Origin of the sequence: Halomonas sp. IOP_14, assembly GCF_021021315.1 — a bacterium.
GTDB classification, from domain to species: domain Bacteria; phylum Pseudomonadota; class Gammaproteobacteria; order Pseudomonadales; family Halomonadaceae; genus Vreelandella; species Vreelandella titanicae.
Map to the genome: position 1 here is coordinate 301,844 of NZ_JAINWD010000003.1, position 16,436 is coordinate 318,279.

General features: G+C 55.1%; 14 protein-coding genes. 5 read left to right on the plus strand and 9 right to left on the minus strand.

Annotated elements, in window-relative coordinates:
- Positions 1 to 3: 3 nt before the first annotated feature.
- The 8 genes from K7H09_RS04465 to K7H09_RS04500 form a co-directional block, all read right to left on the minus strand.
- On the minus strand, positions 4 to 3,006 hold the full coding sequence (locus K7H09_RS04465; RefSeq protein WP_027958123.1) for an FAD-binding and (Fe-S)-binding domain-containing protein: 3,003 nt from the start codon (positions 3,004 to 3,006) through the stop codon (positions 4 to 6).
- 18 nt (positions 3,007 to 3,024) lie between these two features.
- Positions 3,025 to 4,236, minus strand: a complete 1,212-nt coding sequence (locus K7H09_RS04470) for a pyridoxal-phosphate-dependent aminotransferase family protein (protein ID WP_027958124.1) — start codon at positions 4,234 to 4,236, stop codon at positions 3,025 to 3,027.
- Between the two features lie 100 nt (positions 4,237 to 4,336).
- A complete protein-coding gene (locus tag K7H09_RS04475) occupies positions 4,337 to 5,524 on the minus strand; it encodes a CaiB/BaiF CoA transferase family protein (protein ID WP_027958125.1) in 1,188 nt (395 codons plus the stop codon).
- 41 nt (positions 5,525 to 5,565) lie between these two features.
- On the minus strand, positions 5,566 to 6,372 hold the full coding sequence (locus tag K7H09_RS04480) for an enoyl-CoA hydratase/isomerase family protein (RefSeq protein ID WP_041158884.1): 807 nt from the start codon (positions 6,370 to 6,372) through the stop codon (positions 5,566 to 5,568).
- Positions 6,373 to 6,441: 69 nt separating this feature from the next.
- On the minus strand, positions 6,442 to 7,725 hold the full coding sequence (locus K7H09_RS04485) for a TRAP transporter large permease (RefSeq protein WP_027958127.1): 1,284 nt from the start codon (positions 7,723 to 7,725) through the stop codon (positions 6,442 to 6,444).
- A 9-nt stretch (positions 7,726 to 7,734) separates the two neighbouring features.
- Positions 7,735 to 8,295 (minus strand): TRAP transporter small permease, encoded by a 561-nt coding sequence (locus K7H09_RS04490; protein WP_027958128.1) that lies wholly within the window; start codon positions 8,293 to 8,295, stop codon positions 7,735 to 7,737.
- 66 nt (positions 8,296 to 8,361) lie between these two features.
- The gene (locus tag K7H09_RS04495; protein ID WP_027958129.1) at positions 8,362 to 9,339 is read right to left on the minus strand and encodes a TRAP transporter substrate-binding protein; all 978 of its coding nucleotides are present in this window, start codon (positions 9,337 to 9,339) and stop codon (positions 8,362 to 8,364) included.
- Between the two features lie 313 nt (positions 9,340 to 9,652).
- Positions 9,653 to 10,114, minus strand: coding sequence for a GlcG/HbpS family heme-binding protein (locus K7H09_RS04500; protein WP_027958130.1), 462 nt, complete (start codon positions 10,112 to 10,114; stop codon positions 9,653 to 9,655).
- A gap of 193 nt (positions 10,115 to 10,307) precedes the next feature.
- Here K7H09_RS04500 and K7H09_RS04505 point away from each other — a divergent pair, with 193 nt between their 5' ends.
- Positions 10,308 to 10,991, plus strand: a complete 684-nt coding sequence (locus tag K7H09_RS04505) for a GntR family transcriptional regulator (protein WP_027958131.1) — start codon at positions 10,308 to 10,310, stop codon at positions 10,989 to 10,991.
- A gap of 2 nt (positions 10,992 to 10,993) precedes the next feature.
- On the opposite strand, the gene glcC is transcribed toward K7H09_RS04505, so the two are convergent.
- A complete protein-coding gene (gene glcC / locus K7H09_RS04510) occupies positions 10,994 to 11,773 on the minus strand; it encodes a transcriptional regulator GlcC (RefSeq protein WP_035537821.1) in 780 nt (259 codons plus the stop codon).
- A gap of 205 nt (positions 11,774 to 11,978) precedes the next feature.
- Between glcC and glcD the strand changes: the two genes are divergently transcribed.
- From glcD to K7H09_RS04530, 4 genes are all read left to right on the plus strand, one after another.
- Positions 11,979 to 13,478 (plus strand): glycolate oxidase subunit GlcD, encoded by a 1,500-nt coding sequence (gene glcD, locus K7H09_RS04515; protein WP_027958133.1) that lies wholly within the window; start codon positions 11,979 to 11,981, stop codon positions 13,476 to 13,478.
- 74 nt (positions 13,479 to 13,552) lie between these two features.
- Positions 13,553 to 14,647, plus strand: a complete 1,095-nt coding sequence (glcE, locus tag K7H09_RS04520; RefSeq protein ID WP_141440712.1) for a glycolate oxidase subunit GlcE — start codon at positions 13,553 to 13,555, stop codon at positions 14,645 to 14,647.
- 14 nt (positions 14,648 to 14,661) lie between these two features.
- The gene (gene glcF / locus K7H09_RS04525; RefSeq protein WP_041158886.1) at positions 14,662 to 15,894 is read left to right on the plus strand and encodes a glycolate oxidase subunit GlcF; all 1,233 of its coding nucleotides are present in this window, start codon (positions 14,662 to 14,664) and stop codon (positions 15,892 to 15,894) included.
- A gap of 85 nt (positions 15,895 to 15,979) precedes the next feature.
- Positions 15,980 to 16,384, plus strand: coding sequence for a heme-binding protein (locus tag K7H09_RS04530; RefSeq protein ID WP_041158887.1), 405 nt, complete (start codon positions 15,980 to 15,982; stop codon positions 16,382 to 16,384).
- Positions 16,385 to 16,436 lie beyond the last annotated feature (52 nt).

Genomic DNA, 16,436 nt, shown 5'->3' on the forward strand with positions numbered 1-16,436 from the left:
CATTCAGGCTAGCGCTTGCTCCAGCAATCGGGCAACGTGAATCGCTTCGCGGCCACTTCCATCGTGAATCTGATGGCGACAGCTCGTGCCATCGGCAATCAATACGGCGTTGCTATCCGCTTTTCGAATTGCAGGTAAAAGCGAGAGCTCCGCCATTTTCAGTGAGGCGTCGTAGTGCTCTGCTTCATAGCCGAAGCTGCCTGCCATACCACAGCATGAGGACTCGATAGTCTCGACGTTGAGGTCAGGAATCCAGCCCAGCACTTGCTCAACGGGGCGCAACGCATCAAACGCCTTTTGATGGCAGTGACCGTGCAGCAGCGCTCGATCGTAGTGCAGCGGCTTAAGTTCGAGGAGAAGCTGATCTTCGGCACGCGCCTTGACCAGAAACTCTTCAAACAGATAGGCCGATGACGACAGTGCTTTAGCCTCTTCGCCAAAGCCGTACTGAAGGAATTCATCGCGCATGGTGAGCAGGCAAGAGGGTTCCAAGCCCACTATCGCCACGCCGCGTTCGACAAACGGCATCAGGTGCTCAAGGGTGCGTTTGGCTTCCGCTTTGGCTTTATCAAACTGGCCCGACGATAAGTAGGTTCGACCACAGCAGAGTGGCCGTTGGCCTTTGGTAATATTGAGATGCACGCGGTACCCCGCGGCTTCCAGCACCCGCTTGGCTGCCTTGGCATTTTCGCCCTCCATATAGTTATTGAAGGTATCCACAAACAGCAGCACTTCGCGCTCCGAGGCAAATGACGATTGCGACGCCTCGGCACTGGCGAGAAAATTACCGTTAAACAGCGGCAACGAGCGTTGGGGCGCCAGCTTTAACGCCTGCTTGATCTGTTTGGCCAGAAACGGCACTCGCTCCACGCCATTTACCAGAGCAGAAAACTTGCTGGCCCAGGGCGCGTAGCGCGGCATCTCGCCGACCATGCGATCACGCAGTGATAACCCATTGGCACGAGCGCGTGCGGTGCGGGCTTCGATCTTGAACTTCGCCATATCGACCCCCGTGGGGCAATCCCGCTTGCAGCCCTTACAAGATACGCAGAGATCAAGCGCTTCTTTCACGTCGTCACTGGCGAGCCCTGACTTACCCAATTGGCCTGAGAGCACCAAGCGCAGCGTATTGGCTCGGCCGCGGGTCAGGTGCTGCTCGTCTCTCGTGATACGGAAGCTCGGACACATGGTGCCCGCATCAAACTTACGGCAGTGGCCGTTGTTGTTACACATCTCTACCGCCATGGCCAAGCCATGGGTCGCATCGCCGCCGCTGCCAGGCGGTGTTTGCTCACCGGTGAGTGGGACGCGCTTTACATTCCAGGCGGACCAGTCGAATACTGGGGTAAGCGGGATTGTGGTGTAGCTTTTAGGAAAACGAAAATAGCGCTCGTCGTCCATTTTGGGGGTATCGACGATTTTGCCCGGGTTGAAGAGGTTTTCCGGGTCGAACAGCTGCTTGATTTCGCGGAAGGCATTGTTGACCGTTTCGCCAAACTGCCACGCTACCCACTCGCCACGGCAAATTCCGTCGCCATGTTCCCCGGAGTAAGCGCCTTTGTATTCGCGGACTAACGCGGAGGCCAGCTCGGCGATTTCGCGCATTTTTTCTGCGCCGTCGCGGCGCATATCAAGAATCGGCCGTACGTGCAGTGTGCCAACGCCTGCATGGGCGTACCAGGTACCTTCGGTGCCGTAGCGGTTAAATACCTCGGTGAGCTTGTCGGTGTACTCGGCCAGGTGTTCAAGCGGCACCGCGCAATCTTCAATAAAGGAGACCGGCTTACCGTCGCCCTTCATGCTCATCATAATGTTGAGCCCGGCTTTGCGCACGTTCCACAGCGCTTTCTGCTCAGCCGCTTCGGGCATATCCACCACGCTGCCCGGCAGGCCTAAATCGCCCATCAATTCATTAAGCCCACTCAGCGCTTCAAGCTGCGTTACATGGTCGTGACCGGCAAACTCCACCAGCAAAATGGCTTCCGGCTTGCCAATCAGCGCCTTCTCAATGACCGGGCGGAACGCTGGGTTCTCCAGCGACAGCTCAATCATGGTGCGGTCAACCAGCTCGACCGCCGTGGGGCCGAGCTTGACGATATGCTGGGTGAAATCCATCGCCTGATAAAAGGTCGGGAAATTCACCACGCCCAGCACCTTCTGCTCGGGCAGCAGTGAAAGCCTGAGCTTAATACGCTGGCTTACTCCTAGCGTACCTTCCGAGCCTACCAGCAGATGGGCCAGGTTGGCGCGCCCATCAGGGTCGTAGGGCATAGGGTTTTGGCAATCAAATAGATCCAGGTTGTAGCCACCCACCCGACGCAGCACTTTGGGAAAGTGATCACGAATTTCAGGGCTCACACGCTCCGCAATCGCCTTCACCTGCTGGGCAAGGCGCTGCTCCTGCGAGCCTTCCGCGAATCTGTCAACGAAACCAAAACTCGCCGCGCTGCCGTCAGCCAATAGTGCTTCCACGCCCAGCACGTTGTGCACCATATTGCCGTAGAAGATTGACCGTGACCCACAGGAGTTATTGCCTGCCATGCCCCCAACGGTGCACTGTGCGCTGGTGGAAACATCTACCGGATACCAGAGCCCGTAGGGTTTGAGCCAAGCGTTGAGGTGGTCGAGAACGATGCCCGGCTCAACCACCACGGTGCGCGCCTCGGCGTCAAACTCAACCACCTGATTGAGCCAACGGGTGGTGTCGATTACCAGCGCTTCGCCGACGGTTTGGCCACATTGGCTAGTGCCCGCGCCCCGGGCCAAAATCGGCACTTTGGCATCACGGGCAATATCCAGGGCAATTTTCAGATCTTCCTGGTGGCGCGGAATGATCACACCTATCGGCGTCACCTGATAAATCGAAGCGTCGGTTGAATAGCGCCCCCGAGTGGCCCGGTCAAACAGCACCTCCCCGGCCATCTCTCGGGATAACCGCTCGGCTAGTTCGCCGAGCGGTTTAATCTTGGCATCACGGGACGGGTGTTGGTTCGTCAGAGACGTCATGTGGCTCTCCCCCGTCGTTTAGCGTTTGCCTGCGTTAAGCGGGTTGGCGGCAAAGTAGTCTAAAGCAGCCGTCACGCCACTGCCTTTAAGATCAACGCCCGCCAGCTTCATGCCTGCCTCACAGCCGCCGAGAGTGGCAATTAGGGTAAGGTCGTTGCAGTCGCCCAAATGGCCGATCCGGAACATCTTGCCCTTGGCCTTACCTAGCCCCATACCCAGTGAAAGATCAAAACGCTCATAGATAATCTTGCGTATCGCATCTGCATCGACACCTTCAGGCATCACAACGCCCGTGAGTACCGGCGAGTAAACCGAAGGATCTACACACTGAATCTCAAGCCCCCACGCTTCTACCGCCGCGCGCACCCCAGCGGCCCAGCGTTGGTGGCGAGCCAGCACGTTGTCCATGCCTTCATCCAACAGCATATCCAGCGCTTCATTCAGGCCATAAAGCAGGTTGGTGCTGGGCGTGTAGGGCCAGTAGCCGTTTTTGTTAGCCTCTAGAATTTCATCCCATGCCCAGAAGCTTTTGGGCAATTTCGCCTGCTTGCTGACCTCAATCGCTTTGGGTGAAAGCGCGTTAAAGCTGATGCCCGGCGGCAGCATCAGGCCTTTCTGGGAGCCGGAGACGGTAACATCAACACCCCATTCATCATGACGATAATCGGCACTGGCCAAACCGGAAATGGTATCGACAATCAACAGCGCGGGGTGGCCCGACGCGTCGATGGCTTTACGCACGGCGGCGATGTCACTAGTCACGCCGGTCGAAGTCTCGTTGTGTACTACACATACAGCCTTAAGCTCGTGGCCGGTATCCTCTTTCAGGCGTGCTTCGATCATGTCGGCCTGAACACCGTGGCGCCAGCCTTCGTAGCCCGGCAACCCCAGAAACTCAGGCTGTATGTCTAAACGCAGGGCCATTTTGTGCCACAGAGTGGCGAAGTGTCCGGTCTCGAACATTAGCACCTGATCGCCAGGTGATAAGGTATTGGCCAGTGCCGCTTCCCAGGCACCGGTGCCCGACGCCGGGTAAATAATCACCGGGTTCTCGGTTTTGAAGATTTTTTGAATCTTGCTCAACAGCTCAAGGCCCAGAGCGCCAAACTCAGGCCCGCGGTGATCAATCGTAGGCAGGCTCATCGCCCGTAAAATGCGGTCTGGCACCGGAGAGGGGCCAGGAATTTGCAAAAAGTGACGGCCGGATGGATGAAAATTAAGTTTTAACATGGTGACGTTCCTGTTTGTTGTTGTACGGCTCGTGGTTGGATCTGTCGATTAGCGTTATTGAAAATGGATAATGAATGCAATCACACACATCAAAAAAGCGTTATTTGATACATCCTTCAGCACGTAAAGCGTCAAGCTCCGCGCCAGAGAGCCCTAAACTATCGAGCACTTCGTCGGTGTGCTGGGCAAAGAGCGGTGCCGGGCTGCGAATTTGCGACGGAGTCTCTGAAAACTTGCTCGGAAACCCGATGGTTTTCATTTTGCCTATCACCGGGTGCTCCATCTCCTGCACCATGCCCCGCGCTAAATAGTGCTCATCCTGCATGGCCTGAGCGAAGTCATTAATAGGTCCGGCAGGCACGCCCGCGCTGTCACACAGTACTAGCCACTCATCAACGCTTTGATTCGCCATTAGTTCTTCAAGCAGCGCCTCCAGCTCTTCAACGTGCTGACCGCGATCCTGATTGGTAATAAAGCGGGGATCCTGCATTAGCTCATCGCGCTTTAGTACTTCCTGGCAGAAGCGCTCCCAGGTGCGTTGGTTGGCGCAGCCGAGCATTAAATAACCATCGCTGGCTTTAACGGCCTGATAAGGCGCGGAAACACGATGGCGCCAGCCCGTTGGCCCAGGCACGGTGCCTTCAGAGAAATAGGCCGCAGCTTCCCAGGTAAACCAGGGCAAACCACACTCGGTGATGGCGATATCGATATGCTGGCCGGCGCCGGTTTTCATCTTGTGGATACACGCCGCCAGAATCGAGTAGACCGCCGTCAGCCCACCGCCAATATCGTAAACCGCAATACCGGTTTTCAGCGGGCGTTTGCCCTCTTCCCCGGTCATCGACATCAGGCCTGTCATCCCTTGCGCCACCAGGTCAAAGCCCCCTTTGTGGCTATAGGGCCCGGTTTGACCATAGCCTGAAATGGAGCAGTAGACGATGCCAGGATTGATTGCCTTGATGGTGTCATAGTCGATCTCAAGCGACTTGGTCACCCCAGGCCGATAGTTCTCAACGATGACATCGGCATCAGCGGCTAAGCGGTAGAAGATCTGTCGCGCCCGTTCGTCTTTAAGATTCAGCGAGATACTTTTTTTGTTGCGGTTAATCTGTGAAAAGCAGGTCGATTCGCCATTCACGTAAGGGCCCATTTGGCGGCTGTCGTCTCCGCCATTAAGCTTCTCAACTTTGATAACTTCTGCGCCCATGTCGGCCAGTACCATGGTGCAGTATGGGCCGGCCATTATTTGCGACACGTCCAGTACTTTTATGTCTTGTAGGGGAAGCATGCGCTTTCCTCCCAATTAGTAGTTTTAGGCTATGTCCGAAACTAGTGGCCAGACCACTCAAACGGCGTTTTATTGACGAACTTATCCACCGCCGCGGCAAAATCTCGACTCATATAGCAAGAGGTTACCCAGTCGTCGCTGGCATCCGCTGGAAGGCGACGCTGCTCAATCGCACGGCCAATCAGGGCCTTGCTGGCCTGAAGCGTCAGTGGCGCTCGTTTAGCAAAGGCCTCAGCCAGCTCAGCCACTTCGGCGTAAATTGCATCAGCGTCAAACAGCTGATTTATCAGGCCTGCCGCATGGGCTTCTTCAGCACCAAACAGCCGCGCCATCATCAGCGCTTCCTTGGTACGTGCAACGCCAAGCATGTCGATCATGCGTGAGACGTTGCTAATCGAGAGTGTATTGCCCAGCGTTTTGGCAATCGGCACACCAAACTTCAGCGTTGGGGTCGCATAGCGAAAGTCGCACACCAGCGCAATCGCAGCACCGCCCCCCACGCAGGCCCCTTCAATCAGCGCCAGGGTTGGCTTGGGAAAGGTTTCCAGCTTGCCCACCACGCGATCAATGCGCCGTTCATAGCCAATCGCGTCTTCAGGCTGAGCAAAACCCGAAAACTGGCTGATATCGGTTCCTGCCACAAAGGCTTCACCACCGACACCGTGCAAAACCACGGCATACACAGTGTCATCCTCTGCCAATTGATCGCAGTACTTTTCCAGGGCGTCATACATCTCCCAGGTCATGGCATTGCGGCTCTGGGGCCGGTTAAAACCAATCCAGGCCACACCGTTGCGAACCTCATAAGTGACGCTGTCGATAGACGGTATTACGTTTGTGTTGCTCATCAGCTTCTCCTTTATGGTGCGCTATACCGGAGGACATCTTCCGACGAAAAACGCACACATCTCGCATACTTAGCCATAAACAAAGTTCACTAATGCCAGCGCAAACGCGGGAATATAGGTGTTAATCATTAACACGGCGAACAGAACGGCAATAAACCACAGGTTGGTTTTAGATGTGGCCCATACATCTGACTTAGCGATTGAGCAAGACGCAATGAGTACGCTGGCCACCGGTGGCGTTTGCTGACCGATTGCCAGGTTCAGGGTCACGATCAAACCGAAGTGAAGAGGGTCAATACCTACCTCTATAACCAGCGGCAACACAATGGGGACTACCAGAATAATCGCCGCTGCTGAATGCAGAAAAATACCCAAAATCAGGAAGATGACATTGAGGAGCGCCAAAATAAGATATTTATTGTTGGTTAGCTCACTGATCTGCATGGCGATTTCTTGAGGCACTCGGGTTTCAGTAAGGTAGCCACCTACCACTGCAGAGGCAGCCACCAGCAGCATAACCACCGCTGTTTGCACACCAGCACTTTTACAAGAATCAATAAAATTCCTGAGAGTGAATTCGCGATAAACCACCGCACTGATAAAGATAGCGACGCACACGGCCAGCGCCGCACCTTCGGTCGCCGTGACGAAACCACCAAAGATCCCGCCTAGAATAATGACTGGAATCAACAGCGCCCAGATCGCCTCTTTAAAGGCTACCCAAAGCTGCGATGCCCGGAAGCGCCCCTCTGAAGGGAAGTTGTGCTTGCGTGCTAGGTAGTAGCACATCGCGGCTAAACCCATCGCACCCAACAAGCCTGGCAAAATACCAGCCACAAACATCTGTACTACCGACTCACCCGACATCACCGCATAAAGAATCATCGGTATAGAGGGCGGGAGAATGATCGCAAGACTTGCCGCAGAGGATGAGATGGAGGCCGAAAACTCTTTTGAGTAGCCTTTCTTGCGCATAGCGGGGATCAGGATACTACCGATCGCCGATACACCCGCCACTGCCGACCCAGAGATTTCAGCAAAAAATACCGATGCACCAATCGTAACCATGGCGAGGCCACCCTTGATGAACCCCACCATTGCCATGGCCAGGTCGATCAAGCGCCGCGATATACTCGAGGCGTTCATTATGGCGCCAGCTAAAATAAACAGCGGTATGGCGATGAGCGGAAAATTAGTCGCCCCTTCAAACATGGTCATGCCCACCGTAGGCATTGCCATGTTGCCGTATGTCATAAAGGTGGCAATCGTTCCGACCAGCGCTAAGGCAACAGCTACCGGTACGTTAATCAGAATAAGCAGTATCAGCGCTAGAAATATGTAGAGTATGACCATGATATTTACTTATCCTCGCTGATGCGTGCTAACGGTGGCGACTTCTTCAGCGTCGATACCGGCTTCTTCAAGCTCATGGTCAATAAAGCCCCTACCCCGGGCGCTTTTGATAACGTCAGGGAGCCGCAACAGTTCAGCAATAATGAACAGTACGGAGGCAACAGGAATCGCAGAGTGAACAAGCTGCATGGAAACCTCTGGGAGGCTGACCATGCCAACGTCTTGGAGAATCAACATGACTTGGTAGCTGGCAAGCCCCAAGAAAACGAAGAACCCGATAGTGATAGCTTCAGCTAACAGTGCGAGCGGCACCCGAATAGTGGGAGGGCACATGTTCAATACACTTGGACAAGTAATGTGTGCCCCTTTGGCGGCGGCTAAAGCCGTTCCGTAGTAGGTCACCCAGGCGAGTAAAGCGGCGGCAAGCTCGTCATACCAGCTTAACGGTGAGCCCAAGTAGCGGGTCACAAAACCAAGTGTGACGACGACGGCAAGCGCGATGACCAGAAAGACCACGATGCCTTCAAGAAACGCGAAATACGCGTTCTTGAACTTTGTAAAAGTACTCATTGAGACCTCCGAAAGTCGAGGCGCCTCGCCATACAGCGACGCACCTCTGTTAGAGCGACGCTTTGCTTACTCGCGTAGAGCAGCCACGGCGTCAATCATTTCCTGGCCACCATCCACTTCGTCAGCGAACTTGTTATAAATGGTCTCAGAGGCCTCAACAAAGGCTTCGAAGTCGACTTCATTAACTTCCATGCCTTCATCGCGCATTTTCACGAGAGTTTCATCATCCAATCGCTGACCTTCTTCTAGCACGAAGTCCTCCATTTCGACGGCGACTTCTTCAAGTACCTGCTGCACTTCCTCGGGTAGGCGATTCCAGCTAGCACCTGCGGTCAGGTATGCCGGGGTATAAACGTGGTTGGAGATGGAGAGGTAGTCCTGCACTTCATGAAAACGTGAAGAGTAGGTTTGGATAAAGGGGTTTTCCTGGCCGTCCATTGCGCCTGTTTGCAGAGCAACAAACACTTCCGACAGCGACATTGGGGAAGGTGCCGCGCCATAGCTGCGGAACATATCAATGCGCCATGTGCCACCAGGAACGCGCAGTTTTATACCGTTGAGATCCTCAGGTGTGACAATGGGGCGTACGTTGTTGGTAATCTGGCGAAAGCCGTTTTCCCACACACCAATGATCTTAAAACCACGCGCTTCCGCGGCGTCATATAGGGGGCCACGAACGATTTCTTCACGCACGCGCTTCATATGCTCACGGTTTTCGATCAAATAAGGCATCTCGAACAGCGCAAACTGATCTGACTCAGAGCTCATCACCGTTGAAGGCAGCGAGAGGTCTAGAGACCCTAAGCGTAAGCGACGCATCATCGATTCATCGCCCCCCAGTTGACTATTTCCATAGACGTTAACTTCCGCCACGCCTTCCAGGCGTTCGTTGGCCAGCTCAGCAAAGCGGTTTGCACTAATTTCGAACAGTGAACCAGGACCACCCACATGGCCTAGTCGAATTTCAGTGTTTGCATTAGCAGCGGCGGCCTGCAAACCAAACGCCACAACGGCGGTTGCGAGTACTGTTTTGAGCAATTTCATAGTGAACTCCAGGTGAAGCATTTGTTGTTGTTAGCAATGTCACCACCGTGGCTCTGGCACCCGATGGCACCTGCAAAAGGAGCCGCTTGAGCAGGCCTACTTATTATTAACGGGCGCTTACTCTAGGGTTATCCTCCACTTCAATTTGAATTCAAAATTCAAAATTAGGTATTAAACTTTCGTCTCGTCGTACAAATTACTTTTCAAGCAACTGATTATTAAAGAAGTTATTAAAATTTTGCCGTAAATAAAAAAACGGGCAGTGGCTGAATAAGCCAACTGCCCGCTTTTATCGGCACTTCCTGCTCATTACCTAGCTCGGCTCAAGCCCCCAGAGCAATCCAGCCAACTCAATACCAGCAATGGCTGCCTGCTGATCTTCTTCTGACGAAGCGCCGCTAACCCCCACTGCACCAATCAAGCAGCTTTGTTCATTAAGAATGGGCACCCCGCCTGCCACTGCCACAAAATGCCCTTGGGAGGCTGCTGCAACACTGGCAACAAACGCTGTACGTTCAGCGTTACGTGCGCCAATCACCCCACTGGCAATGCCTATGCCCAGTGCGGCGTAGGCCTTACCCTGGGCAACGGGGAAACGCAACGGAGCACAGCCATCTTCGCGTTCAGCGGCAACCAAGTTCCCACCGCCGTCCAGCACAACGATCGTCAGCGGAGGCAACTCCAAATCACGTGCTTGTTGCATGGCGCCATCGATTATCTTTCTGCTCTGCTCTCTGGCGAGCTGCACGCTGCAATGAAATACTTGTCCGGCCATCGGTGTTTCCTTTGTCATTGTTGTAGGCAGTGGTTGGCAAAAGTGCCACCAAAGGAATATTGAATTCATAATTACTTTTGCAGATCATATACACAATAGCCACTATACGAATACGGCATCGTGCTCAAATCGATCCAGGCGGTCTGGGTAGCTTGGCAGTAAACCGAGCGCACCACTGACAAGGAACTAACTAATGACAAAGATACTGCAACGCAATTTGTATCGTGAAGTGGCCGATAGAATTGGCGACCTGATTGAGCACGGAGAGCTTGCCCCCGGTGAACGCATTTCTGAAAAGCAGCTGTGTGACCGCTTTGGCGTATCGCGCACCCCGCTGCGCGAAGCACTGAAAGTGCTCGCCACCGAAGGGCTAATTGAGCTGCTTCCCAATCGTGGCGCACGCGTGGTACGGCTAACCCTGAAAAACGTTAAAGATACTTATGACCTGATGGCGGCACTGGAAGGCCTGTCGGGTGAGCTTGCCTGTCAGCATATTAGCGACGCTGAAATTGCTGCCATTCGGCAACTGCACAATACGATGCTAGAGCACTACCGCAACCGCGATTTAATGCCTTATTTCCAGGTTAACCGACAAATTCACGAAAGCATTCTGGCAGCCTCCAATAACGATGTACTGCAAGAAATGTATAGCAATTTAAGCCAGCGCGTTAAGCGCGTTCGTTACTCCAAGAAAATGACCGAGCGCTACTGGAGCCAGGCGGTAAAAGACCACGAAAATATGATGGCGGCACTGGAGAAGCGCGATAGCCAATTGCTCGGCCAAATTCTCCGTGACCATCTGTGCAACAAGATTGAAGCGGCCACCTTAGCGGGCGTGATTGACACAGAAGACGATAAGAGTGTGGCCAATAGCTAAAACTACTGCCACTCTTCAAGGCGCATGGAGGAGCGTTCTAGCCGTTCATGCTCCTCTTCTAAATCGCGCAGCAGTTGGCTAATGCTGGAGAGGTGCTCTAGTGCCACCTGTTCTGCCTGCTCCGCCTCGCCGTTGACTACGGCCTCATGCAACTGCGCATGCTGCTGATTGATCATCGTCCTGGGGGCTGGCAAGTGATAAAGGTGCTTGACCGAGGCAAACACCGAGCTGAGCAGTAAATCGGTCAGGCTCTGCAGTGTATGCACCAACACCGGGTTGTGGGACGCCTGGGAGACCGCCAGGTGAAAGGCGTGATCAAGTCGCGCTAGACGCTCGACATCAATGCTTTCTGCACTTTCCGCGTAGTCGGCCATTTCGCGATAGCGTCGAGTGATCAGCACCCGATCGGCGGATGTGCCGCGGCTCGCGGCTAACCGCGCCGACTCCCCTTCCAGCAGGGCGCGCACTTCTAACAGATCAAACAGCGTGCGCGGGTGATCTTTAAACAGATGCATCAATGGGCTTTGGTTACCCACCGGCAACAGCGTCGCGACCGTCGAGCCGTGGCCCTGGCGGGTATCGATAATTCCTTTACTGCGCAGAATTCTCAACCCCTCACGCAGCGAAGCACGTGAGACGCCCAGCCGATCACACAGCCGCCTCTCAGAAGGAAGCAGTTGGCCGGGCCGAAAAACGCCATCAAGAATTAAACGCTCAAGCCGGGTAGCCACCTGATCCGGCATTCGCAGCCCGGGTGACAAGGCTTGATTCTCCTCTGGCATGTTAGCTCTCCTGATGGGCTTTATGTCCAGCTTGCCAGTACTTAACCCAGTACTAAACAAAGAAGACAACACAGTCGACTAATTACTGGTCAGACCAATGCACCACAGCCTAGACAGGCGGGTAAAAAAAGCCCAAATTGAGGCCATGTTATCTACAGACCGTTTTAGCATTTACCTTTAACGATAATAAGCATGGGATGTCTTAATGAATATCCTCTTTGATGAGCGCCTGGACGGTGCACTGGTTCGGCGCGATAAAAGCGAAGTCTTAACCGACCTGCAGCAAGCCGTTCCTGATATGACGCTGCTGCATCGCGAAGAAGACCTGCGCCCCTTTGAGTGCGATGGGCTGGCGGCCTATCGCGTGCTGCCGATGCTGGTGGCGCTGCCTGAAACCTTTGATCAGGTGAAAGAGCTGCTCAAGCGCTGCCATGCGCTTGGCGTGCCTGTGGTCACTCGCGGCGCGGGTACTGGACTTTCCGGCGGTGCACTGCCGCTGGAACAGGGCGTACTTTTAGTAATGTCGCGTTTTAACCAAATTCTCAAAGTCGACCCTGAAGCCCGCTTGGCGCGGGTTCAACCCGGCGTGCGCAATCTGGCGATTTCCGAAGCCGCTGCGCCTTATGGCCTTTACTACGCGCCGGATCCCTCCTCTCAAATTGCCTGCTCTATCGGTGGTAACGTGGCCGAAAACGCTGGCGGCGTACACTGCTTAAAATATGGCCTAACGGTGCATAACGTGATGCGCGTGGATGTGCTCACAATCGAGGGCGAGCACATGACGCTGGGCGCTGAATCTTTTGATGCGCCAGGCTTTGATCTGCTGGCATTGATGAACGGCTCTGAGGGCATGCTCGGCGTGGTCACCGAAATTACCGTCAAGCTACTGCCCAAGCCGGAAACCGCCAAAGTACTGATGGCCAGCTTCGACGATGTCGAGAAAGCCGGTCGCGCCGTCGGCGATATCATTGCCGCAGGCATTATTCCTGGTGGCCTGGAGATGATGGACAAACTCGCCATCAAAGCCGCCGAGGATTTTGTCAAAGCTGGCTACCCCCTCGATGCCGAGGCGATTCTACTCTGCGAACTGGATGGCGTTGAAGCCGACGTGGACGACGACTGCGACACCGTTCGCCGCGTACTGGAAGCCGCCGGGGCCACCAATATCCAACAGGCCCGAGATGAAGCCGAGCGCGCCAAGTTCTGGGCTGGGCGTAAGAATGCCTTCCCTGCAGTGGGCCGTATGTCACCGGATTACTACTGCATGGATGGCACCATCCCCCGCCGAGAGCTCCCCCGCGTGCTGAAAGGCATTGCCGCACTTTCAGAAGAGAGTGGCCTGGCGGTGGCCAACGTGTTCCACGCCGGCGATGGCAATATGCACCCGCTGATCCTGTTTGATGCCAATAAAGAAGGCCAGTTGGCGCTTGCCGAAGAGGTGGGCGGCAAGATTCTTGAGCTATGCGTGGCCGCGGGCGGTTCGATCACCGGCGAACATGGCGTTGGGCGCGAAAAGATCAATCAAATGTGCAGCCAATTCCAGGCGGATGAAATCAGCGTTTTTCATGCCTTGAAGGCTGCCTTTGATCCACAGCGACTGCTTAACCCCGGAAAGAATATTCCGACGCTGGCCCGCTGCGCCGAGTTTGGTGCTATGCATGTGCATAACAACGAACTACCGCATCCGGAGCTACCGCGCTTCTAGCAGCGAGACAAGCCGAAGCTAAGACAATAATTAGCCAAAACGAATAATGGAAAAGACCAATAGTGGGAAAGACCATGACCGAACGAGCGATTGCTGACCGCGATATCGCTGATGCCCTGTGTGAACAGGTACGCAGCGCCTATGACGCACGCACACCGCTTCGCATTGTAGGCGGAGATACCCGCGCCTTTTATGGCCGACCGGTGGAAGGCCAAGCACTGCAGATGGCCGAACATAGTGGCATTGTGAGCTATGACCCAGTGGAACTGGTAGTGACCGTGCGCGCTGGCACTCGGCTTAGCGACCTGCAGGAAGTACTGGCAGAGAAACACCAAATGCTGGGCTTTGAGCCGCCCATGTTTGGTGAAGCGTCTACCATTGGTGGTGCCGTGGCCACCGGCCTCTCTGGCCCACGCCGTCCCTGGGCAGGCGCAGTCCGTGACTTTGTGCTGGGCACGCGAATAATCACCCAAGAGGGTAAACTCCTCCGCTTTGGCGGCGAAGTGATGAAAAATGTCGCCGGTTACGACCTGTCGCGCCTGATGGCAGGCGCTCAGGGCACGCTCGGCGTATTGACCGACATCTCCTTTAAAGTGCTGCCTATTCCCACCGCGACTCACAGCCTGCGCTTAACCATTGGGCTGGATGAGGCGCTTAAAAAACTCGCCGAACTGGGCCGAAAACCGCTACCGATTACCGCCGCCGCTTGGCACCACGGCGAACTGTTTTTGCGCTTGGAAGGCGGCAAAAGCTCTGTGGCCGCAACCCAGGCAAGTCTAGGTGGCGAGCCACTTGATGCCAGCTTCTGGCAAGAACTACGCGACCATACTCACGCATTTTTCACCTGTAGCGCCGACCAATCGCTGTGGCGGCTGTCACTACCGCCCAACACCGCGCCGCTGGCGCTGGATATTCCCGAGGCCGATATTTTTTACGACTGGGCGGGCAGCCAGCGCTGGCTGAAAACCACCTTGGATGCCAGTACCCTGCGCGATGCCTGTAGCGCAGTAGGCGGCCACGCCACTTGCTACACACCTCAGCTCCAGGGCGGCGCCGCAGATCCATTCACACCGCTCAATGCAGTGGTCGAGAAATATCATCGCAATCTAAAGGCGGAGCTGGATGCCCATGGCATTTTTAACCCCGGTCGTCTTTATGCGGCGTTTTAATCAGGAGAGCTGACATGCAGACGCACTTTACCGATGCCGACCTTCAGAAGCCGCATATTCAAGAAGCAGATCGCATACTGCGCACCTGCGTGCACTGCGGTTTTTGTAACGCCACCTGCCCGACGTACCAGTTGTTAGGCGATGAGCGCGATGGCCCTCGTGGGCGTATCTATCTAATGAAAGAGCTGCTGGAGAGCCGCGACGATGACGATCAGGTAACCGATGAGACGCGCCTTCATCTTGATCGCTGCCTTACCTGTCTTAACTGTGAAACCACCTGCCCTTCCGGCGTGGAGTACCACAAGCTGCTCAACATTGGCCGTGCCGAAATTGAGCGGCGCGTTCCTCGCCCGGCAGGTGAGCGGGCCCAGCGCTATGCGCTGCGAAAAATGATGGTCGAGCCCAAACGTTTCCAAGCGCTGCTAAAGCTGGGGCAAACCTTTAAACCACTGGTGCCTAGCAAGCTGCGTAATAAAATGCCCGCAGCGCCGATAGATGCAGGCGCACGCCCGGATGCCAACCGCCATACCCGGCGGGTATTGATACTGGAAGGCTGCGTTCAGCCGGGGCTATCACCCAATACCAATGCTGCCACCACGCGGATTCTTGATCGGCTTGGTATAAGCGTAACGCCGGTGGCTGAAGCGGGCTGCTGTGGCGCCGTTGATTTCCACCTTAATGCCCAGGACGATGGCCGTGCACGCATGCGCGCCAATATTGATGCCTGGTGGCCGTACATTGAGCAAGGCACCGAAGCCATCGTTCAAACCGCCAGTGGCTGCGGCGCCTTTGTCAAAGAGTATGGTTACATGCTCAAGGATGACCCTGACTACGCCGTTAAAGCGCAAAAGGTGAGCACTCTAGCCAAAGATATTGTCGAAATCCTACGCGATGAGCCGCTGGACGCCTTGAACGTTAACGCATCGCAACGACTGGCGTTCCACTGCCCCTGTACGCTGCAGCATGCCCAAAAACTTAACGGTGCGGTCGAAGGCGTGCTGGGCAAGCTTGGCTTCGCGCTAACTCCGGTGCAGGATGCGCATCTTTGCTGCGGTTCGGCGGGTACCTATTCAATCACCCAACCCGAACTGGCCACCCAACTGCGCGACAATAAGCTCAATGCGCTGGAGGCCGGAGACCCAGAGATGATCGTGACGGCTAATATCGGTTGCCAAACCCACTTAGCGGGCGCCAATCGCACTCCGGTACGCCACTGGGTTGAGATCGTCGATGCAGCGCTCACTTAACGCTTCACCACTAACCCTTAACCCCAAGCCGCGCAGGTTTTAACAGCGCGGCTATTTTCACTCCTCCCTTAACAAGGATTTAAACATGCAAACAAAAGCCATTCTCGCTCAGAGCGATGTGATCAACGTACTCGACGCCGCTCAGAAAGAGGCTGACAGCAACAGCTGGCCGGTGACCATCGCAGTAACCGACGACGGCGGCCACCTGTTAGCGCTGCGGCGTTTGGATGGCGCAGCCCCTTTCAGCGCCGAAGTCGCTACGCAAAAAGCGCGCAGTGCGGCTCTAGGTCGTAAAGAGACCCAGGTGTTTGAAGAGATGATTAATGGCGGCCGCACTGCGTTCGTCACCGCACCGCTGCAAGGCCTGCTTTCAGGTGGCGTGCCGATTACTGTTGACGGTCATGTGGTAGGTGCCGTGGGCATTTCCGGCGTAAAACCCGACCAGGATGTGCAGGTTGCCAAAGCAGGCGTTGCCGCGATTGCGGGCTAACAGCTGCAACTTAATATGCCGACAATCGAGTAGGAAGGGGAGTCGCCTCCCC

Excerpts from the sequence above, each read along its gene's own strand:
- K7H09_RS04465 (WP_027958123.1), bottom strand. The coding sequence starts at position 3,006 with ATGACGTCTCTGACGAACCAACACCCGTCCCGTGATGCCAAGATTAAA.
- K7H09_RS04470 (WP_027958124.1), bottom strand. The coding sequence starts at position 4,236 with ATGTTAAAACTTAATTTTCATCCATCCGGCCGTCACTTTTTGCAAATT.
- K7H09_RS04475 (WP_027958125.1), bottom strand. The coding sequence starts at position 5,524 with ATGCTTCCCCTACAAGACATAAAAGTACTGGACGTGTCGCAAATAATG.
- K7H09_RS04480 (WP_041158884.1), bottom strand. The coding sequence starts at position 6,372 with ATGAGCAACACAAACGTAATACCGTCTATCGACAGCGTCACTTATGAG.
- K7H09_RS04485 (WP_027958127.1), bottom strand. The coding sequence starts at position 7,725 with ATGGTCATACTCTACATATTTCTAGCGCTGATACTGCTTATTCTGATT.
- K7H09_RS04490 (WP_027958128.1), bottom strand. The coding sequence starts at position 8,295 with ATGAGTACTTTTACAAAGTTCAAGAACGCGTATTTCGCGTTTCTTGAA.
- K7H09_RS04495 (WP_027958129.1), bottom strand. The coding sequence starts at position 9,339 with ATGAAATTGCTCAAAACAGTACTCGCAACCGCCGTTGTGGCGTTTGGT.
- K7H09_RS04500 (WP_027958130.1), bottom strand. The coding sequence starts at position 10,114 with ATGGCCGGACAAGTATTTCATTGCAGCGTGCAGCTCGCCAGAGAGCAG.
- K7H09_RS04505 (WP_027958131.1), top strand. The coding sequence starts at position 10,308 with ATGACAAAGATACTGCAACGCAATTTGTATCGTGAAGTGGCCGATAGA.
- glcC (WP_035537821.1), bottom strand. The coding sequence starts at position 11,773 with ATGCCAGAGGAGAATCAAGCCTTGTCACCCGGGCTGCGAATGCCGGAT.
- glcD (WP_027958133.1), top strand. The coding sequence starts at position 11,979 with ATGAATATCCTCTTTGATGAGCGCCTGGACGGTGCACTGGTTCGGCGC.
- glcE (WP_141440712.1), top strand. The coding sequence starts at position 13,553 with ATGACCGAACGAGCGATTGCTGACCGCGATATCGCTGATGCCCTGTGT.
- glcF (WP_041158886.1), top strand. The coding sequence starts at position 14,662 with ATGCAGACGCACTTTACCGATGCCGACCTTCAGAAGCCGCATATTCAA.
- K7H09_RS04530 (WP_041158887.1), top strand. The coding sequence starts at position 15,980 with ATGCAAACAAAAGCCATTCTCGCTCAGAGCGATGTGATCAACGTACTC.